The organism is Pseudovibrio flavus (genome assembly GCF_009711345.1).
Classification (GTDB): Bacteria; Pseudomonadota; Alphaproteobacteria; order Rhizobiales; family Stappiaceae; genus Pseudovibrio; species Pseudovibrio flavus.
In genome coordinates this window covers 264846-284306 of the sequence record NZ_SMMA01000066.1, presented here as the reverse complement: position 1 = coordinate 284306, position 19461 = coordinate 264846, and the positions used below count along the sequence as shown (strand labels likewise).

Annotated in this window: 18 protein-coding genes and 1 other RNA gene; 9 read left to right on the top strand and 10 right to left on the bottom strand. The window is 53.6% G+C overall.

What is annotated here, in order from left to right; translation table 11 throughout:
* Positions 1-56 precede the first annotated feature (56 nt).
* The 3 genes from fghA to E1162_RS18210 all read right to left on the bottom strand — a co-directional run bounded on the left by fghA (position 57) and on the right by E1162_RS18210 (position 2627).
* On the bottom strand, positions 57-893 hold the full coding sequence (fghA, locus tag E1162_RS18220) for an S-formylglutathione hydrolase (RefSeq protein WP_155134442.1): 837 nt from the start codon (positions 891-893) through the stop codon (positions 57-59).
* A 128-nt stretch (positions 894-1021) separates the two neighbouring features.
* Positions 1022-1489 carry a GNAT family N-acetyltransferase gene (locus E1162_RS18215; protein WP_155135121.1) on the bottom strand — a complete coding sequence of 156 codons (468 nt, stop codon included), beginning with the start codon at positions 1487-1489 and terminating at the stop codon, positions 1022-1024.
* 28 nt (positions 1490-1517) lie between these two features.
* Entirely contained in the window at positions 1518-2627 is a 1110-nt protein-coding gene (locus tag E1162_RS18210) for an S-(hydroxymethyl)glutathione dehydrogenase/class III alcohol dehydrogenase (RefSeq protein ID WP_155134439.1), read from the bottom strand.
* A gap of 235 nt (positions 2628-2862) precedes the next feature.
* Here E1162_RS18210 and E1162_RS18205 point away from each other — a divergent pair, with 235 nt between their 5' ends.
* Both E1162_RS18205 and E1162_RS18200 read left to right on the top strand, forming a co-directional pair.
* Positions 2863-3759: a hypothetical protein gene (locus E1162_RS18205; protein WP_155134436.1), complete on the top strand. Its 897-nt coding sequence runs from the start codon at positions 2863-2865 to the stop codon at positions 3757-3759.
* Between the two features lie 19 nt (positions 3760-3778).
* Positions 3779-4849, top strand: a complete 1071-nt coding sequence (locus E1162_RS18200) for a phytanoyl-CoA dioxygenase family protein (protein ID WP_155134433.1) — start codon at positions 3779-3781, stop codon at positions 4847-4849.
* Here the strand turns inward: E1162_RS18200 and E1162_RS18195 are convergent.
* The 4 genes from E1162_RS18195 to E1162_RS18180 form a co-directional block, all read right to left on the bottom strand.
* On the bottom strand, positions 4846-5355 hold the full coding sequence (locus E1162_RS18195) for a dihydrofolate reductase (protein ID WP_155134430.1): 510 nt from the start codon (positions 5353-5355) through the stop codon (positions 4846-4848). The two genes, E1162_RS18200 and E1162_RS18195, sit on opposite strands and share 4 nt — an antisense overlap.
* A 69-nt stretch (positions 5356-5424) precedes the next feature.
* A complete protein-coding gene (locus E1162_RS18190) occupies positions 5425-6036 on the bottom strand; it encodes a histidine phosphatase family protein (protein WP_155134427.1) in 612 nt (203 codons plus the stop codon).
* The gene (locus tag E1162_RS18185; RefSeq protein WP_155134424.1) at positions 6033-6857 is read right to left on the bottom strand and encodes a 3-deoxy-manno-octulosonate cytidylyltransferase; all 825 of its coding nucleotides are present in this window, start codon (positions 6855-6857) and stop codon (positions 6033-6035) included. The genes E1162_RS18190 and E1162_RS18185 overlap by 4 nt, the downstream gene beginning before the upstream one ends.
* Positions 6858-6881: 24 nt before the next feature.
* A complete protein-coding gene (locus E1162_RS18180; RefSeq protein WP_371312013.1) occupies positions 6882-7676 on the bottom strand; it encodes a thymidylate synthase in 795 nt (264 codons plus the stop codon).
* 171 nt (positions 7677-7847) lie between these two features.
* On the opposite strand from E1162_RS18180, the gene ssrA reads away from it, so the two are divergent.
* The 4 genes from ssrA (at position 7848) to E1162_RS18160 (ending at position 9452) form a co-directional block, all read left to right on the top strand.
* Positions 7848-8207, top strand: a transfer-messenger RNA (tmRNA) gene (gene ssrA / locus E1162_RS18175).
* A gap of 129 nt (positions 8208-8336) precedes the next feature.
* On the top strand, positions 8337-8903 hold the full coding sequence (locus E1162_RS18170; RefSeq protein ID WP_155134421.1) for an SspB family protein: 567 nt from the start codon (positions 8337-8339) through the stop codon (positions 8901-8903).
* 52 nt (positions 8904-8955) lie between these two features.
* Positions 8956-9192, top strand: coding sequence for a DUF4169 family protein (locus E1162_RS18165; protein WP_155134418.1), 237 nt, complete (start codon positions 8956-8958; stop codon positions 9190-9192).
* Positions 9189-9452, top strand: a complete 264-nt coding sequence (locus tag E1162_RS18160) for a ribbon-helix-helix domain-containing protein (protein WP_155134415.1) — start codon at positions 9189-9191, stop codon at positions 9450-9452. Before E1162_RS18165 ends, E1162_RS18160 begins: the two co-directional genes overlap by 4 nt.
* A gap of 2 nt (positions 9453-9454) precedes the next feature.
* Here E1162_RS18160 and E1162_RS18155 read toward each other — a convergent pair whose 3' ends face one another.
* Entirely contained in the window at positions 9455-13543 is a 4089-nt protein-coding gene (locus E1162_RS18155) for an AsmA family protein (RefSeq protein ID WP_155134412.1), read from the bottom strand.
* A gap of 131 nt (positions 13544-13674) precedes the next feature.
* Positions 13675-15093, bottom strand: coding sequence for an FAD-binding oxidoreductase (locus E1162_RS18150; RefSeq protein WP_155134409.1), 1419 nt, complete (start codon positions 15091-15093; stop codon positions 13675-13677).
* A gap of 291 nt (positions 15094-15384) precedes the next feature.
* Here E1162_RS18150 and E1162_RS18145 point away from each other — a divergent pair, with 291 nt between their 5' ends.
* The 3 genes from E1162_RS18145 to E1162_RS18135 all read left to right on the top strand — a co-directional run bounded on the left by E1162_RS18145 (position 15385) and on the right by E1162_RS18135 (position 18244).
* Complete coding sequence (locus tag E1162_RS18145) at positions 15385-17025, top strand: chloride channel protein (RefSeq protein WP_155134406.1); 1641 nt, start codon at positions 15385-15387, stop codon at positions 17023-17025.
* Positions 17026-17160: 135 nt separating this feature from the next.
* Complete coding sequence (locus tag E1162_RS18140; RefSeq protein WP_155134403.1) at positions 17161-17922, top strand: AzlC family ABC transporter permease; 762 nt, start codon at positions 17161-17163, stop codon at positions 17920-17922.
* Positions 17915-18244, top strand: coding sequence for an AzlD family protein (locus E1162_RS18135; RefSeq protein WP_155134400.1), 330 nt, complete (start codon positions 17915-17917; stop codon positions 18242-18244). The genes E1162_RS18140 and E1162_RS18135 overlap by 8 nt, the downstream gene beginning before the upstream one ends.
* Positions 18245-18418: 174 nt before the next feature.
* Here the strand turns inward: E1162_RS18135 and E1162_RS18130 are convergent, their stop codons facing one another.
* Positions 18419-19453 (bottom strand): phytanoyl-CoA dioxygenase family protein, encoded by a 1035-nt coding sequence (locus tag E1162_RS18130; protein WP_155134397.1) that lies wholly within the window; start codon positions 19451-19453, stop codon positions 18419-18421.
* Positions 19454-19461 lie beyond the last annotated feature (8 nt).

Here is a 19461-nt window from a genome sequence, read left to right as displayed (position 1 = left end):
ATCCTACTTGATTTAGGTAAACAATTCACTGTGTTCAAGGCTTTACCGACCTTTGCCTAAGTCAGATTTGCCGAATGCCAGCCCAAATGCTCCGAAATGAACGTTGATACAAAGTAGTAGGAGTGATCGTAGCCCGCCTGCAGGCGCAACGTGAGGTCTATACCTGCCTCACGGCAAGCCTTTTCTAATGCCCACGGCTGCAACTGCTCTTCTATAAACGTATCACGGCCGCCTTGATCGACCAGCATTGGCCCCTGAAACCCTTTTTCTTTGATCAAAGCGCAGGAATCATGCCCGCGCCAAACTGCTTCATCACTACCCAGATAGGCGGTAAAAGCCTTGCGGCCCCATGGCACATCGCAGGGGTTCACGATTGGAGAAAATGCAGAGACACTGCGAAACAGCTCCGGATACTTCAATGCCAGAGTGATGGCGCCATGGCCGCCCATGGAGTGCCCCATAATGCCGATGGCAGAAAGCTCGACTGGAAAGTTGTCGCTCATAATGCGGGTAAGCTCACGAGCAACGTACGTTTCCATCTTATAGTGTTCGCTCCACGGAGCCTGCGTCGCGTTGATGTAAAAGCCCGCGCCCTGCCCAAGGTCATAGGCTTCATCATCGGCCACGTCCTCTCCTCTTGGCGAGGTATCGGGCGCAACGAAAATAAGACCAAGCTCGGCACACGCGGCCTGCGCTCCAGCTTTGGTGACAACATTTTCCCAAGTGCAGGTAAGGCCGGAAAGATAGACAACGCTCGCGCAATAATGGCCCTCTAGAGCCTTGCGCGGCAGATACACCGCAAACTCCATAGGAGTACCGGTTGCGGTTGATTGATGCCGATAGACCCGCTGTTCACCGTCAAAACAACGGTATTTCGAAACAAGATCAATCATCAGTGTCTCCTGCAAACATTGCGTGGATACACTATACGCTGGAAATGAAAATTATTCTTACACGCAGGGCAAACAAGAAGGCCGTGCAAAGCACGACCTCTTTAAAAAAACGAAGAGCCCGAAGACGATCAAGCCGCTTCTTTGACCATATCGATGTGAGGAATACCGCCATCATCGTAGATCTCGGAGACCGGTGTAAAGCCAAAGCTGCGGTAGAACTTTTCAAGGTGAGCCTGACCCTGAAGCGCGATAGAAGCACCAGCATCAATACGGGAACATTCGCCAATTGCTTCCAACATGAGAGAGCGCCCCATACCGGTGCCTCTAGCGGCTGGCGCAATAACAACGCGGCCAATCTTGAGAGGTTTACCCATCTGCTCCGGCAGGATGATGCGCAAGTAAGCGAGTAGTTCGCCTTGCTCACCACGAAGAAGGAAATGGCGGGACGTATTATCCAATCCGTCAATGTCCGCGTAAACGCTATTTTGTTCTACGATAAACACATCGCAGCGCAGTTTAAGCAGGTCATAAAGATCATCTCTGCTCAGTTCGTCATATGCCGCCCACTTGCCTGCGGGCGACACCTTCACATCCATTTCACTCACTTAGTCTCGACTTTCCGCGTCAATACATAACAACCGAGCGAATAGACTCGCCCTTGTGCATCAGATCAAACGCATCATTAATTTTTTCAAGCGGCATACTGTGAGTGATCATATGATCGATGTCGATCTTTCCGTCCATGTACCAGTCAACAATCTTGGGTACATCTGTGCGCCCGCGTGCGCCGCCAAAGGCACTTCCACGCCAAACACGGCCCGTAACGAGCTGGAACGGACGGGTGGAAATCTCCTGCCCCGCACCTGCAACGCCAATGACGACGCTCTCACCCCATCCCTTATGGCAGCACTCCAACGCCTGCCGCATGGTGTCCGGCCTGCCAATGCATTCAAAGGTGTAGTCTGCTCCGCCTTTGGTGAGATCAACGAGGTAAGGAACCAAGTCTCCGTCAACCTCACGCGGGTTCACAAAATCCGTCATACCGTACTTTTCAGCAAGCTCGCGGCGGGCGGGGTTGATATCGACCCCAACGATCTGGTCGGCTCCCACTAGGCGAAGCCCCTGAACAACGTTAAGGCCGATACCGCCCAAGCCGAAAACAACCGCACGACAGCCAACACCAGCCTTTGCAGTATTGATCACAGCACCTACGCCCGTTGTCACACCGCAACCGATGTAGCAGACCTTATCGAAGGGCGCGTCCTCACGGATTTTCGCCACGGCGATTTCCGGCAGCACCGTATAATTGGCGAAGGTACTGGTGCCCATGTAATGGAATACCTTTTCGCCGTTGATGGAAAAGCGGCTGGTGCCATCAGGCATCAAGCCTGCGCCTTGCGTTGAGCGGATGGCCTGACACAAATTGGTTTTAGGGTTTAAGCAGTACTCGCACTGGCGGCACTCAGGCGTGTAAAGCGGAATGACATGATCTCCCGGCTTTACCGAGGTCACACCCTTTCCAACTTCGCGCACGATACCAGCGCCTTCGTGGCCCAAAATTGCGGGAAAGATACCCTCTGGATCATCCCCAGAGAGCGTAAACGCATCGGTATGACACACACCGGTTGCCTTGATTTCAACCAGAACCTCAAAGGGTTGAGGCCCTTCCAGCTGAACGGTCTCGATGCTGAGCGGCTCTCCAGCCTTAAACGCCACTGCGGCTTTTACATCCATGTACGCCTCCCGTTTTCTGAACCAGCAAATGAAGTTACGTAACGGAAGCTATACGACTTTGCCCCTAAATACACCCTCCCAACTGAACGGGGAGCCTAAGGCAGCTCCTCAAAGAAACATTAGGACTAGTTTCACCAAGGCCTATTGCCCACCTTGTTTTGAGAGGCAGCGCCCGCCGTGCTCGCATGGTTAAATTTCCCCAATTGCATAACTAAGATACTGTGTTGGGGCGAATATGAGGGAGCAAACCGGTTTTGGGCGCGACCCGTTAGCGTTCTATGAGCGCAACTTGCAAATGCACGCGAGGCAGCAGCAGAAGATGCTTCTCAAGCAGCACGGTCTCGACATGCAGGCCCAGTGTGAACGCTTGTGGCAAGATGGCTTGCTCACTGTTCAAGGCTTTCTGCCAACACGCCAATTCACCCGCTTAAAAGAGGAACTAACGCCCGCTTTCTTCCCTAGTGTCGAGATAGAGCATGGCGGCATTATCGCGTCAGCCTCAATCATCAGCGCGGCCAGCATTCAGCAAATGCCGTTTCTACAAGCCCTTTTGTTTCATGAGGATCTGGAGTGCTTACTCAAGTTTATGGTTGGGCGCCTGCCCGTTATCCGGCCGTCTCTTGTGACGCGGCAGGCCTCAACCTCAAACTCGGTGCCATGCGGTAGTCAGGCGCTATCGGAGCTTTTCGCCCCTCGCTGGCTGGCTTGGCTAACGCTTGATGAGGAAACCATTTGGTACGCACCTCAATCCCATCAGCTAAACCCCAAGCGGATAAAAGAGAAGCTTTCCAACTTTCAAAGGCGTTTGCACGGTTCCAAGCCAAAGTATTCGCTTTCAAGCACACCTCAGGAGGGAATAGTTCTTCCGCCCAATACGCTTGTCATTCTGGATAGTTTTGGCCGGTTTGGCTGGCCGCATCCAGCCAAGAATGAACAGCTACAAGACCTGTTCTTCATTGAAACCAATCCGTTCATCAATCGCTTTTCCCGCAACGCTTTTGAGAACAAATCAAAGCACCTGCTGGATTTGCTCGCGCATCTGACCTCAAAGGCCCCGCCGTCAGAAAGACCAGACACCAAGACAAAGGCGAACGTCCTTTCCAATCTCCCACTAACTCCAACCCCGAGCTGAACTTAGAGGTAGAGACGCAATGTCCATCATAAACATCCTGAAAACGCCGCTTTATGCAGCGCAGGTGGCCAGCTCGGCCAAGTCCTTCAAGAAGAATCCAATCATCGGCAACAGACAGCTGAACGAATGGGGCCTGCATAAAAAGCGCTTACTCCAAGCGCACAAAATGGCAGAGAAGCGCCGTAAAGCCCTAGCTGATCCTCTGGAGAGCTGGGAACTGCGAGAGTTTCGTCGCAACGGCTTCCTGCTCTATGAAAACTACCTGCATGATGAAACCTTCCTAATGCTGCGAGAGGAACTAAAGGCAAATCCGCTTCAAGCTTGGGAGATGAAGCAAGGGCAAACCGTAACGCGCATGGCTCCGCTAGGGTCGGCAGCGCGAGCGCTCTGCCCAACAACAGCAGAAGTAACAGATAACATCTACCTGCAAGACCGTATCCGCTTTGCAGCTGGAATTGGCGGGCAACCGCTCTATTTCATCCAGACTGTGCTCACCAATCCTTCAGTCAAAAAGGCAGACCCGCAAACCAAAGTGCATGCAGATACCTTTCATAGCACTTCCAAGGCTTGGCTATTTCTGGAAGATGTCGCTCTTGATGAAGGGCCCTTTTCCTATGCACCGGGTTCTCATCAACTCAACAAGCTGCGGATTGAATGGGAATATGAACAGAGCCTTGCCGCTTCTGGCGACACCAACAATCACCATGCGCATGGTTCATTTAGAGCAAGCGATGATGATTTAAGGGCAATGGGCTATAACTTGCCGCGGCCGTTTCCGGTGAAAGCCAACACCCTTGTAATTGCTGATACCTTCGGCTTTCACGGTAGAACGCCAAGCGAAAAGCCCACTACACGGATAGAGCTACACGCCCATATGCGTCGCAATCCGTTTTTGCCTTGGAACAGCTTCGACGTAAAAAGCGTTCCCGGCATAAGGCATAATGAGCTAGAAATTTATCTGGGTTGGACCAGAATGCGTGAGCGCGTTTTTGGCACGCGCTCAATCTGGCATGATGTTGGTACCCTGCCCTACAAAGAACCATCCCCGCTCATGAAGCAGGTGAAGAAGAAACAGCCAATCAGCGCCTAGTCGCGGCGCTGATAAATCTCCAAGGAAGTGTCTGCGGTATCTTTCGGGCCGCGTTCAAACGGCGTGCGCTCGACAAGCTCCCAATCCGCCTCGCGAATATCAGGGAACTTCGTGTCCCCTTCCGGCTTGGCGTGTACGCGGGTGATGTAAAGGCGGTTCGCCATCGGCATCGCCATAGCGTAGATCTGCCCGCCGCCGATCACCATAATCTCGTCAATGCCCTGCACATTGGCAGATGACTGAGCGAGTGTAATCGCCTCTTCTAAAGAAGGGACGACAAGCGCACCCTCAGGCTTAAAAGCGCTATCACGGGTAATGACGATATTGGTGCGACCCGGCAAGGGCTTACCGATAGACTGGAATGTGCGCCGACCCATAATCACCGGCTTACCAAGAGTGGTCTTTTTGAAGAACTTGAGGTCGGTCGAAATATGCCAAGGCATATCATTATCAGCGCCGATAACACCGTTTTCGGCCACAGCAGAAATCATAGAAATAAAAGACATGGTCACAACTCCGGTGTCAGGGTGATGGTTATGGTCACTATCACCCTAAGCCCTTAAATTTTCGCCAAATTACGGACGGATATTCCAGCTTTCAAGGCGAACACCGCCAACAGCATCGATCTCGAACACACCGTAAGCACCGGTCTTGAGCTTGAGATCGGTATCACCTGCACCAGCGCTCAGCGCCTGTAGAGCAAAGCGGGCAATACCGTTGCTGGTTACCAGCAGGATGGTTTCGCCCTCATACTTCTTTGCGGCCTTGGCAAAAAACTCCTGCCATCGTGCAACAACAGCAGGTGGATCAATCAACCAGCCATCAGGTGGAATTGCCTGTTCTTCCCACGCCTTGAGAGCTGCTTCACCTATACGGGCAACAACCTCTTCCTCTGGCTTGTTCTCGTCCGGCCCGTAATCAACCTCTACCAAAAACGGCAGGACGCTAAGCGGCACCTCATGATCCTGCGTTGCAAGAGCAAGCTCGGCAGTCTGTTTGGTACGCTGTAGCGGCGAGCAGAACGCGCGATCGAAGGAAAGACCGGCCTCACCGAAGTGGCGACCAAGCGCTTCACCCTGTGCTCGTCCAGAGGTGCTCAGCGGCAAATCGGTACGGCCACCTACGCGGGTAACCACATCACCTTTGTCAAAGGTGTTGCCATGGCGACAAACGTAAACGCGGGTCATAGACGCTTCTCCAGCTCAATGAACGGATCGCCAAATTCGGCAATCAGGCTCTCTGCAATCTCAGCATCAGCAGGCGTATCTACGCCGGACATGGAGAGCTTTGGCGGCTCAACAAGTGCTGCAAATACCTTCATACCGTTTTCAAGGAAGCGAAGCTGCTCAAGCCCCTCAAGCTTCTCGTAGTGAGCAACTGGCCAAGAGGTGTAGGTCTTGAGCGCATCCACCCGATAGCCGTAAAGGCCAATGTGGCGCAGAACAGGAGATAGAGCCTGACGCTCGCGCATTTCCTCTTCACCACGAATTGCAGGCAAAATGTTCTTGGAGAACCAAAGAGCGTGTCCGTCACGGTCACGAATACAGGTGGTGCCAGAGTATGGATGCTCACGTTTGTGCAAGCGCAGCTTATCCAGCCCTGCCCAGTCCAGTTGGATCACAGGTGTAAACAAGTCTGCGCCGATGTTTTCGCGGGCAGCCTCAATGAGAACGGAAAGGTGCTCAGGCGGCGTAAACGGCGCATCACCCTGCAGGTTCAGCACAAAATCCCAATCGCCACCGCAAGCAATAGCCGCAGCAAGTGCACGGTCAGTGCCCGATGGCAGTTCAGGATCGGTCATCACCCAAGGTGCGCCGATATCATCGCAGTGGCGGGCAACTTCTTCGCTGTCTACCGCCACAACATAAGACGCGCCCGTCTCCTTCGCCGCCACTCGGGCAACCTGTACACATCGCTCCAACAAACTGCGCCCGGCAATCAGGTGCAGAGGTTTTTTCGGAAAACGGGTCGAGCCAATGCGGGCAGGAACGCAGATAAGAGCGCGCATGATATGTCCTAGTGCTTTGGATTATTAAACGGAAACCACAGCCTTAATATGGGGATGCGGGTCATACTCTTCTACTGTGAAATCTTCGTACTTAAACGCGAAAAGATCTTTTACCTCTGGGTTGATCCGCATCGTCGGCAAAGCGCGTGGTTCACGGCTAAGCTGCAATTCGGCCTGTTCCAGATGGTTCATGTAAAGGTGCGCATCACCAAAGGTATGCACGAAATCGCCTGGTTCCAGATCACAGACCTGCGCCACCATCATGGTGAGAAGCGCATAGGATGCAATGTTAAACGGAACACCAAGGAACACATCCGCAGAGCGCTGATAAAGCTGGCAGGAAAGCTTGCCATCTGCCACGTAGAACTGGAACAAAGAGTGACACGGCGGTAGCGCCATATCATCAACCAGTGCAGGGTTCCATGCAGAAACGATGAGGCGGCGGCTGTCAGGGTTCTTCTTAATCTGCTCAATCAAACCGGTGACCTGGTCGATAGAGCGACCATCCGGAGCAGGCCATGAGCGCCACTGGTAACCGTAAACAGGACCCAGATCGCCGTTTTCATCAGCCCACTCATCCCAAATACGAACACCGTTTTCTTTCAAATAACGGATATTGGTATCACCGGAGAGGAACCACAGCAGTTCGTGGACGATAGATTTCAGATGCAGCTTCTTGGTTGTCACCATCGGGAAACCTTTGGACAGGTCAAATCGCATCTGGTGGCCGAAAACAGATTTCGTGCCAGTTCCAGTGCGGTCTTCCTTCACCACGCCTTCGTCCATAATGCGGCGCATGAGCTCAAGATACTGCTGCACGGGAGAAACTTCCTTTCATGAACTGCCGCCCTAATCTTTACGATGGGGGAGCTGCAAAGCTAATTTTTGCCAGATGCTTATACACACAGGCCATAGAATGCCACAACCGCAGGCCAAATCGGCAAAACTGCCCCAGCTTGTCAACAAGTCTCATAGAAGTGATGATTTCCGCCTCTTCCATTTACCGGCCTCTACACCTATATTCCCCCCTGCCAGCTTGCGGGCTATGGCAATAAATGGGTAGCGGAATAAACCTATCGGACCCGGGGGCGGTACCCGGCGCCTCCACCCAAGCCCGCAGACTTTTACTGCGGGTTTCGGCGGGGGCGAAATAGGATCGACGAGGGCGTAAAGGCTATACTTTTGCTCGGCATGGTACCACCGTCATCGGACCAAGATTGTAGTTGCAAATGACAACTATGCTATGGACAACGCTGTCGCTGCGTAATGCAGTGCCGGTAGTCCGCTAAGTCCCGTTGGGTAGCACCTTCGGGCGGGGTTCGGAGGCACCTGGCAACAGAAGCCTTCACTGATTTTTTGAGCCTGTGGGACGAAGTTACCGCTAATGAGCGGGAAATTGAAAAACCGCAGGCCTTTTCTTTGCCTTTACGCTATAGTTAGGCTGATCTGAAACGCAAATAAGGGTGAGCGGTGCCACAAATGGCAGAGGATCTGATCCGCTACGACATCATCATTCAGGACGCACTTCGTGGCGCCGTACGGAAAATTTTGAACGAAGTTCTCCGTGCAGGCCTGCCAGGAGAGCATCACTTCTATATTGCTTTTGAGACCACTGCGCCGGGCGTAAAGATCTCCAACCGCTTGAAAGAGCGCTACCCGAAAGAAATGACAATCGTCATGCAGCACCAGTTCTGGGACCTGCAAGTGAGCGAGCATGCATTCGAGGTTGGCCTTTCCTTCGGCGGCGTGCCGGAAAAGCTTTATATTCCATTCTCCGCGATCAAAGGCTTCTTTGACCCATCCGTTCAGTTCGCGCTTGAATTTGAACCGGGCAAGACAGCTGAGGAGCTTCCGGAAGAGTTTGCTGTGACCGAGCGTGATCTTGAAGTTGTTGAAGAGCTTCACGAGCAGCTTGAAGCAGTAGAAGACAAAGCAGACAAGAAGCCTCAAGAGAACAACGACGCTGAAGCTGACAAAGAGGATGACAAATCATCTGACAATGGCGCGCAGGTCGTCTCGCTAGACGCTTTCAGAAAGAAAAGCTAAGATGAAAAGAGCCCCGCACGGGGCCCTTTTTTTATCCGGAGTAGCAAGGTCCATGTCTGCTGATATCGTCAATCTACGTCAGGCTCGTAAGAACAAGGCCCGTCAGGACAAGGAAAGACAGGCAGAAGAAAACCGCCGTGTACATGGGCGCACGAAAGCAGAGAAAAACATCACATCCTTTGAGCGCAGCAAAAGCGCCAAGGACCATGAAGGGCACTTTCTCCGTTCTGTCTCCTCGACCATAGATCCAGTCTCTTCCACCACAGATAAAGACGAAGACAGCCAATGAGCCTGCAAAAGCGCTCCATTACCCTGCATGGCCATAGAACCAGTGTCGCGCTGGAAGCAGATTTCTGGCAGGGGCTTGAAGAACTGGCTGATGTAAAGGGCCAGACAATGGCTGCAATGATCGCCAAGATCGATGACGAGCGCGACCCGGACACCGGCCTATCAAGCTGTATCCGTATTGCAGTCCTGCGTTTTTATAGGGAAATGGGCAAGTCAGAGTACGGCGAACCGCTCGCAGCTGATGACCAGCCTACCGTCTAACTTCAGTTAATCACCAAGAGACGACCGCCGTTCAGCTCCAGCATACGAGGCGGCTTTTGTTGTTTCGGCGTTGGCATAGGGCCGACGTCGTCAAACAACGGTCCTATACTTCCTGTTGGTCCCACATTGTCATCACCCGGCGCTACCAGAATTTTAGGCTGGCCAGAGTGCTCTACCGGCGGCAGGTACTTTACGGCATCTTCCGGCACCGTATTTTCGCTGTGAGGGCCGATATAGATCGGCGTCTCAAGCGCTGGTAAATCACCGCCACTTTGGCTCTGCGGCTGTACTTTTGCAGGCGGCGGCGTAGCGGGTGCGTCCGGCTCTTCTTCAAGAACAGATTGGATTTTGTCGAGAAGGGCAGGATTAAGCTGTCTGGAAGATGCGGCAGCTTCTGCCTTGGCTTTGGCAGCGGCGGCTCTAGCAGCCTCTTCGGCAGCACGCTGAGCGGCTTGCTGTGCAGCTACTGCCTGCTCCTGTTTACGGCGCTCTGCCTCAACCTTACGAAGACGCTGTTCCTCAGCTGCTGCAGCTGCCTTTTGGCGCTCGGCTTCTTCAGCGGCTTTTTGAGCTGCTATCCTCTGGGCTTCTTCTTCCGCTTTGCGTTTTGCTGCCTCTTCCTGCTGGCGTTTGATTTCCTGCAAGCGCTGTTCCTGCTCGGCAATACGCGCCTGCTCCTCTTCGATCCGCTGAACATTTTGTTCAATCGCCCGAAGGTTCAGGTAGGAAAGCAAAGGACCAACATCGACAGAGCGTTCTGGCTGCTCTAGTGCTCCTGAGAAGATCAGGGCAGCTTGCGGCTCAGCGCCACTACCAAGGCCATCAACATCGCCCACCTTAATGGACATGTCTCCCTCAACGCTCCAATTCTCCAGATCAACCGAAGCGGAGCCGAAGATCGTTGCGTCCTGCGTATCAACGCTCACGTTGCGCGCCCGCAGTTTGCCGGAAGCAATACCGAGGTTGCCTTCAACACTCTGGAACGGAATTTCACCCACTTCGAGGTGGTCCAGCAGAGCATTGCGGATAATCACTTCATCAAGCTCAAGACCGGCATCAGCTGCCGCGATCACCAAGCCAAAGGCAGCAGGGTTCAAACCACGAATGGTGCCATCACTCACGGTGAAGGTACCGCCGCCGGAAAGACCGGAGACAAGTCCTGCAACAGTGCGGCCAATGCCTTCAAACTCGGAGATCACCTGCAACTGGCCTGTTGCCACAGGGCGGCCATCGGCCTGCCAGATCACGTCTTCCAGATCGACCCCGTCAAGACGAACACGGCCCGAAAGGCTTGCCTGTCCATTGGCACGGGTGAGTTCGAACGCGCCGCCAACGTTTCCGCCAGCGTAGCGCCCCTCACCATTTGCAAAGGATACCTCGTCACCACGAAGGCGAAGGGCCCCGGTTGCTGCATCAACGCGCGTATCGTCGGAGAAGAACAGCTGATCCGCCTTAAGCGCCAGTGTTAGATCAACACTATCGAGCAGCGAAGGACCAAGCGGCGTAGACGGCCAAACGCTATCGGAGCTATCTAGCGTACCAGCCCAAAGATCCGGCCCCAAGAGAAGCTCGGTCAGCGCGCGCATGTCCAGAGACGAAAGCTGCAAATCACCTTTACCGCTAACAACACCGTTCTTGATGGAGGCTTCTTGCAGTTTGCCCTGAAGGGTCATTCCTGCCAGCTGACCGGAAATCTCTTCAAGGGAGAAACTATCGCCCTGCCCCTTACCGATGAAGGAAAGCCCCGCGCTCAAATCTCCCGAAAAGACAGGAAGCGAACGACCGAAAGAAAGCGCCAAAGACGATAGATCAACACTGTCAAAGGCGCCCTCAAGGCTCCAGTCTACTGCATCACCGGTCTTAGGGTGATTGAACGAACCGAGCATCTCCAGCGAGCTTTCGCCCACTTCGCCTTTGAACACATAGTCCATCTTGGTGCGCGGGATACCCTGAACGGACACAAACACATCGCCGCCAGAAAGCGATCCAACAGGCAGAACATCAAGGCCGACCTGCTTTAGAAGGCTTTGCCCATCGTTACCACCCAAGGAAACCTCAAGGGTCACATCGCCCTGTTCCCAGTCATCAACGCGCCCTGCAAAGCTAACCGCGATATCGAGCTGGTTTTGATCAACACTGCCATTGAGATCCAGCGCCATCTGCGTGCGCTCACCCTCTGCCGTTGCAGCAAGCGTGCCAGACAAACGGGCAGGCGCAAGCGCATCAGCAGCGGAGGCAAACCACTGTACCATGCTGTTGTCCGGCGCGTAATTTTTTAAAACAGCAACAGCGCCTTGCATGGAGGTCGCATCCAGTTCCCCTTCCATTTGACCTGATGGAACGGTGTAAAGATCATCAATGCGGCCCTTGGCAGCGACACGCGCCCCTGCAAAATCCTTGATCCGCAGGCGCTCGATGACAAGCGTATCGTCGCGCAGGTCTGTTTTAAGCAGAACAGATTTGGCAGTAACACCCGCAGTTACCAGTTCATCTGCCCGAAGCTGCAAGGAGATGTCTTGCGCTTTAGTCGCCGGTTTCAAGCCAGAGAACGCGCCGCTAAACTGCTCCAGAAGATCAAGATCCAAACGATCGGATTCCAGATCAACAGCGAGCATTGGCGGAAGGTCGGCAACGGACTGATAGCTCAACCGGCCAACTGTACGTGCGCCCTCAACCTCTAGAACCTTAAGGTCGAGCTCTGTATTGCGACTAGTGAGAACCGTATGGGCATCGAGCTTGATTGATGGAAGGTGCGCCGGACCATCATATTTGCCGTTTTGCAGCCACGCTGCCAACTTGGTTGGCTGAATAGACTGCATCTGCACGTCGCCATCGTAACCGCCGCTTGTGCCGGTATCCAAACGACCCGAAGTAACAAAGGCGCTGCGGCCCGGGAGCAAACCGGAGAGGTTGGTAATGTCCCATCCGTTTGGCTGCGTTTCAAGGTCCAGATCAACGTTGGAGATAACACTGCCGCCGATCACGATGCTCGGAATATCGATAGCGATCGTTCCCGGCCACGAGATAGCAGGCACATCACCGGAATAGCTAGCCAGCTTACCGCCAAGCTCTTCCAGCTTAAACGGCTTGTTAGGGCCGCCGCCCCAAATGCGATCAAGGTCAACCTGTTTGAACGCAGCGCCCAGCTTGAATTCTGGCACCTTGCCAAACACAACATCCAGATCACCCTGCGCCGAGATTGGACGGTCTTCAGGACCAAGCAAAAGCTCTGCTTCACTGACCTTAAGAGCGTTCACGTTCAGATCAAACGCGCCCCCAACGGACCAATGAACGCTGCCGTCATCTTCTTCATTAACGGAACGAACTGTGACAGCACCGTTATAGTTGGGGTGACCACCGCCTTTGCTGAACTGACCATCCAGCGCAAACTGCATACGTGGTGTCGTCGGCACGATCTGCGCTTTCACGCGCAGCGTGTCATCCGCTTCCAGCCTGCCGGTACCAATGGTGAAGAAGTAAGGCACCTGCTCGATATTAATGGAGCCTTCCGCTTTAAACGGACCATCCAGCGAGCGGGCTGAAAGCACCATAGAGGCATTGTCACCGCTATAGGTTTTGCCGCTTCGCGCATCGACAATCGAAAACGCGCCTTCGGTAACTTCCACGTTCTCGAAAATGAAGGATGCCGGGTCCATAGACGCGATCATGGAGTCTTGCGGCGGAGCCTGAAAGATATCGGCGCGACCTTCTTCATCCAGCGCCATATTCAGCACTGGGCGATCAAGCACCATATCCATCACGCGCACCTCACCGCGCAGCAATGCGGGTATTTCTATGCGTCCTGAAAAACGGGAGATTTGCAACAGCGGGTCTTCGCCCTGCCCGATCTGCACATCTGTAAAAGTAACAGCAGGCATCGGCAGCAAAGATATTTCGGCACTTCCAAGAATAGTGACCTGATGGCCGATGACTTCTTCAGCATAGCGCTCGTAGACCGACCGATAGGCAGACCAGTCGATAAACATAGGCGCAAGAAGAGCCGCGACCAAAGCCACGATCAATGTCGAACCAATGGTAATGTAGACCGAGTTCAACGAGTATTCCTCCAAACCGCTTGGTGCCCACCCCATGCGCGCCACACAACAACGGTCTCATTCCTAAGCTATACGAATGGATTACCGCAGTATGGTGACGCCTTCAACGGGGTGTTGGCAATGATTCAAGAGGAACCACAATGGATTAATTGCACAAATGCAGTGCACTAGCCCTCGATCGCAACCACTTTGCCAGGATTCATTATATTTTGGGGGTCAAGACTGCGCTTGATAGCAGCCATAACATCCACACCGTTCCCATGCTCCAAACGCATGTAACGCATCTTGCCCTGCCCTACGCCGTGCTCTCCGGTACAAGTACCGCCCATAGCAATAGCGCGTTTGTTAAGGCGGGAAACAAATGCCTCGGTCGCCTCACGCTGCGCAGCATCCGATGAATCGCAAAGCGCCAGAACGTGGAAGTTACCATCACCAACGTGACCGACAATCGGAGCAACAAGACCGTTTTCTGCAATGTCCTTTTGCGTGTCAACAACGCACTCGGCAAGCATGGAGATAGGCACACAAACATCCGTTGAAAGGCCATCCCAGCCCGGACGAAGACCGCGACCGGCCCAATATGCGTTGTGGCGCGCTTCCCATAGCTTGGTGCGCTCTTCAGGACGAACAGCCCACTGGAAGTCCTCAGCCCCGAATTCGCCTGCGATTTCGCCAAACAGTTCTACCTGTTCCTTCACACCGTTCTCCGAACCGTGGAACTCCACAATCAGGGTCGGCGCTTCTTTCAGTGATAGTTTGGAGTAGGCGTTTACGGCAGAAACCTGCAGTTCATCCATCATTTCAATGCGCGCAATCGGCAGGCCGCTCTGAATGGTGAGAATAACGGCGTTACAGGCGCTCTCCACATCAGGGAAGGCAGCCGTTGCAGCGGAAATAGCCTCAGGCAAACCGAACAGGCGGATGGTTAGCTCCGTAATGATGCCCAAAGTTCCCTCAGAGCCAATCATCAACCGAGTAAGGTCATAACCTGCAGATGACTTCTTTGCGCGGCCACCGGTTTTCACGATAGAGCCGTCGGCCATCACTACTGTAAGACCCAGAACGACATCTTTCATAGTGCCGTAGCGCACAGCATTGGTGCCGGAGGCACGCGTTGCCGCCATGCCTCCAAGGCTCGCATCTGCGCCCGGATCAATCGGGAAAAACAAGCCAGTGTCACGAATGTATTCATTGATCTGGTTGCGCGTAACGCCAGCTTGAACAACACAGTCCAGATCCTCAGGGTTTACAGAAAGGATCTCGTTCATCTGTGACAGGTCAATACAAACGCCGCCGCCCGGCGCGTTAACGTGGCCTTCAAGCGAAGAACCGGCACCAAAAGCAATAATCGGCACACCAAGATCAGCACATACTTTTACCGCTTCGCTCACTTCCTCAGTGGTATGAGCGAACACCACCGCGTCCGGCATCTGGTTCGGCAACCATGTTGTCGTGTGTCCGTGCTGCTCTCTAATCGCAGCTGATGTCTGGCATCGCTCATTAAAACGCGTCTTCAAAATTTCGACGGCTTTGGCGGTTTCTTCTGGCTTGCGGTCCACTGGAACTTGCAGAGCGTTGACAGACATTGGTTTTCTCCCGGTAACGCAGCTTGTCTACCTTAGTTTGTTGTAGCGCTCGTTCTACCAGAGCTCGAAATATCAGGCAAAACACCTAAAGTCGTATATCCATGCGTTAACTATGGAATTCGCGTAAATTGGCCATTTTACTCTGCTAGAAGGCGAAAAATGTCGCTTTTCAACCCTTCATTTGTTTTTGTTTATTCAAATGAAAGGCCCCTTCCCCTAAAAAGCAACGAAGCTTGAAGCCGCAAATTTGAACCGGAGAACGGTAAACGCTCTCGGTTAGCACTGGTCGCCATGTTTTTGATCTTGCAAACAATCTTTCAGCTCCCACTGCTGATAAGAAAATGGATAGAACCCAACCTCCGTTTTTTTCTGGCCAACCGACAGCCGATTGTTTGGGTTCTCGCCATAGGTATTGGCGCATTTGTGGCTGTATCGGCAATTCTGTTCCGCATTGGCATTGGCCTCGTCCAGTGGACATGGCTCGGCACCATGTCAGAGCGCGTAGACGAACCGGCCTCCCAGCTACCGTGGTTTATTATTCTTGCAGCGCCATGCATCGGCGGCCTGCTTGTCGGCATCCTGCTACAAACAGTGCAATGGAAACAGCGTACAGGCGGCGTTGCTGACGTCATTGAAGCACGCGCAAGCGGAACATCCGGCCTGCCGTTCTGGCCCGGTATATCCTCTGCCCTTATTACTGTTTTGTCTCTCGGCTCTGGCGGTAGTGCTGGCCGTGAAGGACCAGTGGTGCATCTGGGCGCAACCATCGGCACCGCCCTTTGCTGCAAGCTCAATTTGCCAGATGCTGCACGGCGAACCCTGCTTGCCTGCGGCGTAGCTTCTGCAGTATCTGCAAGCTTTAACGCGCCCATCGCTGGGGTGCTCTTTGCCCATGAGGTTATCCTTGGCCACTATGCAATCACTGCGTTCGTGCCAATTGCTATTGCCTCTACCGTGGGCACACTGATTGCCCGTCTTTATTTCGGCAACACAGCCGCTTTCATTATTCCCGACTACCAGATCATTTCGCTTTGGGAGTTTCCAGCCTTTGCACTGTTGGGCCTCGTCTGCGCCGCTGTAGCCATCCTCTTCCAGTTTGGTGTTATCGGAACGGACTGGTTTGCAAGAAACATCAAGATGCCCCTGTGGTTCCGCCCTATGCTTGGCGGCCTGCTAGTTGGCCTAATTGCCCTTGCCTACCCTGAGGTGCTCGGAGTTGGCTACGCATCAACCGACAACGCCCTTAAGGCAAACCTCTCACTCTCGCTTATGTTGGCGTTGCTCATCGCCAAGACAGCGGCAACAGCCATAACGCTTGCATCGCGTTTTGGCGGCGGCGTGTTCTCGCCCTCGCTCTATCTGGGCGCTATGGCAGGCGGTTCCTTCGGCCTCATCGCTGCGCAGGTGTTCCCAGAGTTAGCATCCAGCTACGGTCTCTATGCAATTTTGGGAATGGGCGCAGTAGCAGCAGCGGTACTTGGCGCGCCGTTCTCGACCACAATGATCGTGTTCGAGCTAACAGGCGGCTATACACTCTCCATCGCGCTGCTTATGACCGTTTCCATCGCCACTGGCCTCACCCAAGCTATTCATGGCCGATCCTACTTCCATTGGCAGTTGGAAATGCGCGGCGTCATGCTTCAGGACGGTCCGCACAAGTGGCTTGTCCAGATCGTGCATGTTTCCGACTTTATGGACCCGCCTCGCTCTGGGACGGAGCGAGAGTTCTTTCCTGATGAAGAAACGCCTTATCTGACAACAGATGATACGCTGGAAGAAGCGCTGCAAACCTTCAACAAAACGGGCACGGCTACCCTTCCCGTTGTTGATGCCAAGAACCCAAATCACTTGGCAGGGTATGCAAGCCATGTTAGGGCTTTAAGGTATTTTAATTCCGCGCTTATCAAAGCAAACGAGGAAGAGCACCGCTAGCTCGACCACGATTTGCGATTGCATTCGATAACTCTGATATAGATTGACCTTTCCTCACTTGTGCAGGCGATGGCTACAACCTATATGAAGAGCTTGCTTTCCTATTTTAAGTAATACTCCGTAGACATAAGGAATATGGCTGTGGTTCACTCAGCTTATGCCGCACCTGCCCAAACTGTTCCTAGTTTCGGGCTTGGCGTCGCGACTATTTTTCCGCTGCTTTTCGCAACAGCCCCTATCGGGCTTCTGTTTGGCGCACTGGCAGCTCAAAAAGGCCTGACACCGGCCGAAGTATTTCTCATGAGCTCCATGGTTTTTGCCGGAGGCTCACAGTTCGTTGCGCTTGATCTTTGGGCAAACCCTTTGCCGTGGTTTACCATTGCCTCCTCCGCCTTTCTTGTGAACCTACGCCATGTGCTGATGGGTGCATCACTCACCCCGAAAATCCCGCTTATCACTGGCAGAAAGCGCATGCTTGGCTACTTCTTCCTGACCGATGAAACATGGGCGTTTTGCGAGCAAAAGGTACTTAGCCAGCCAGTGGGCTTTGGCTACTACATGGGCATCTCTCTGCCGTTCTTCAGCAACTGGGTGATTAGCTCCTTTATTGGTGCCTTCATTGGTCCGGTTATGGGAGATCCAGCAACAATCGGCTTGGACTTCGCATTTACCGCACTCTTCGTCTTTCTTGTGATGAGCTTTTGGACGGGATACCGCAGCGGTCTTGTTATCGCGGCAAGCGGTCTGACTTCTGTTCTCGTCAACATACTGGTTGAAGGGGCTTGGTACATAATCGCAGGCGCATTGGCCGGCATGCTGGTTGCTGCAATTCTGGCAAAGCCTGAAGCGTCAACCAATACAGCGCCACTATCAGATCAGGAGAACCAAAATGGCTGAACCATGGTACGCCGTTGATCTGGCAACTTTCCTGACGATTGTAGCTATGGCCGTGGGCACCTACGCCACCCGCCTTGGTGGCCTTGTGCTACTGCGCTTCTTTCACCTGACAGGACGCGTTGAGGCAGCACTTAAAGCAGTGCCGCCTGCCATCCTCATGTCCATCGTGGCACCTACCGCTATCGCAACAGGCATTCCAGAAACCGCTGGCACAATCGTGACCGCCCTTGCTGCCCTGCGCCTTCCATTGCTGCCTGCAATAGCCCTTGGCGTTACAACAGTGGCACTGCTGCGCCTAACACCGCTTGCGACAATGCTCTGAAAGAAAACGGCTAGCGCAGAGCTGCTGCGCTGGCCCTTACTTCCCCAACATCCATAAGTGATGGCGCTTTGCCCTTCAGCCTCGCAACAAGGTTTTGGTGCGCGGCAGATAGATGTGCCTGCCGAGCCCCTAACGGTGGTAGAGAAAGCAAATCCATGCTCTGAAAGCGAACGGCTAGCGCAGAGCTGCTGCGCTGGCCCTTACTTCCCCAACATCCATAAGTGATGGCGCTTTGCCCTTCAGCCTCGCAACAAGGTTTTGGTGCGCGGCAGATAGATGTGCCTGCCGAGCTCCGAGCGGTGGCAGAGAAAGCAAATCCATTCCCACCCACGGCGCATAAGGGTTGCGGCGCAGCGAGCCATAAAGACCAAGACGCACACAAGGGCGCGTACTGATCCCCCTAGCGTGGAAACCATGCGTATCGGCAATTACCAGAGTGTTTGCCGGAACGTTCATGGGGACTGGCTCTCCAAAGCCCATCCGCTCAAGCTCGGCAAGAGAAGCCCTGAATGAACCTACTGCATGCAGCTTGTTCTTATGCTCAGCAGCGATAAGGCTTTGCTCATACTCCCACTTACGTCTTCCGCTTGTAAGCCTGTGAGATCCGGGAACGTAATGGAATGGCCCATCCTCCATCTCTACATCCTTCAGGAACAGCCACGCCTTTGCAGTGGGGAAGAATGTATCCGAGTGGAAGTGGGTTTGTGGGTCGCGTTTATCCTGCTCTGGATTGGAAAGCACAGTATGCAGATAAACCATAGGCTCTGCATCACGCGAAGCTACATAACGCAGGCCGCCCTGAAATAAAGGGAGCGCAACCGCCTCACCCAATCCCGACAGTTTCTTGCATTGCTCAGGCCCAACAGGAATGAACCGTGTTACCGTTCCACCCTGCTTCATTTCCCGCGCTGGCAAGGGCGTATCTTCAACCTGTTCCAGAAGTCGCTTGAAGGTCTGCTCAGGCAATGCGTTATGCCGAAGGATAAAACCGTTCTCCTCAAACGCTGCACGGTCTTGCGGCTCAAGAAGCTGAGTAAGACCGCGGCGGCGGGAAATTGCCATACGCTCTGCCAACTCAATACGCTTGATATGAAAGCCGCGCTCATTCAGCCGCTTGCTGCCAATCAGCCCGTTATCTCGAAACGATTTGCCCCCCAATGCGATATCCAGCATCCACCAAGGCGTCTTTACTAAATCCATTGCTCTCATGGGCGCAC

Coding starts and splice junctions, on each gene's coding strand:
- fghA (WP_155134442.1), bottom strand. CDS start 893: ATGATTGATCTTGTTTCGAAATACCGTTGTTTTGACGGTGAACAGCGG.
- E1162_RS18215 (WP_155135121.1), bottom strand. CDS start 1,489: ATGGATGTGAAGGTGTCGCCCGCAGGCAAGTGGGCGGCATATGACGAA.
- E1162_RS18210 (WP_155134439.1), bottom strand. CDS start 2,627: ATGGATGTAAAAGCCGCAGTGGCGTTTAAGGCTGGAGAGCCGCTCAGC.
- E1162_RS18205 (WP_155134436.1), top strand. CDS start 2,863: ATGAGGGAGCAAACCGGTTTTGGGCGCGACCCGTTAGCGTTCTATGAG.
- E1162_RS18200 (WP_155134433.1), top strand. CDS start 3,779: ATGTCCATCATAAACATCCTGAAAACGCCGCTTTATGCAGCGCAGGTG.
- E1162_RS18195 (WP_155134430.1), bottom strand. CDS start 5,355: ATGTCTTTTATTTCTATGATTTCTGCTGTGGCCGAAAACGGTGTTATC.
- E1162_RS18190 (WP_155134427.1), bottom strand. CDS start 6,036: ATGACCCGCGTTTACGTTTGTCGCCATGGCAACACCTTTGACAAAGGT.
- E1162_RS18185 (WP_155134424.1), bottom strand. CDS start 6,857: ATGCGCGCTCTTATCTGCGTTCCTGCCCGCATTGGCTCGACCCGTTTT.
- E1162_RS18170 (WP_155134421.1), top strand. CDS start 8,337: ATGGCAGAGGATCTGATCCGCTACGACATCATCATTCAGGACGCACTT.
- E1162_RS18165 (WP_155134418.1), top strand. CDS start 8,956: ATGTCTGCTGATATCGTCAATCTACGTCAGGCTCGTAAGAACAAGGCC.
- E1162_RS18160 (WP_155134415.1), top strand. CDS start 9,189: ATGAGCCTGCAAAAGCGCTCCATTACCCTGCATGGCCATAGAACCAGT.
- E1162_RS18155 (WP_155134412.1), bottom strand. CDS start 13,543: ATGGGGTGGGCACCAAGCGGTTTGGAGGAATACTCGTTGAACTCGGTC.
- E1162_RS18150 (WP_155134409.1), bottom strand. CDS start 15,093: ATGTCTGTCAACGCTCTGCAAGTTCCAGTGGACCGCAAGCCAGAAGAA.
- E1162_RS18145 (WP_155134406.1), top strand. CDS start 15,385: ATGTTTTTGATCTTGCAAACAATCTTTCAGCTCCCACTGCTGATAAGA.
- E1162_RS18140 (WP_155134403.1), top strand. CDS start 17,161: ATGGCTGTGGTTCACTCAGCTTATGCCGCACCTGCCCAAACTGTTCCT.
- E1162_RS18135 (WP_155134400.1), top strand. CDS start 17,915: ATGGCTGAACCATGGTACGCCGTTGATCTGGCAACTTTCCTGACGATT.
- E1162_RS18130 (WP_155134397.1), bottom strand. CDS start 19,453: ATGAGAGCAATGGATTTAGTAAAGACGCCTTGGTGGATGCTGGATATC.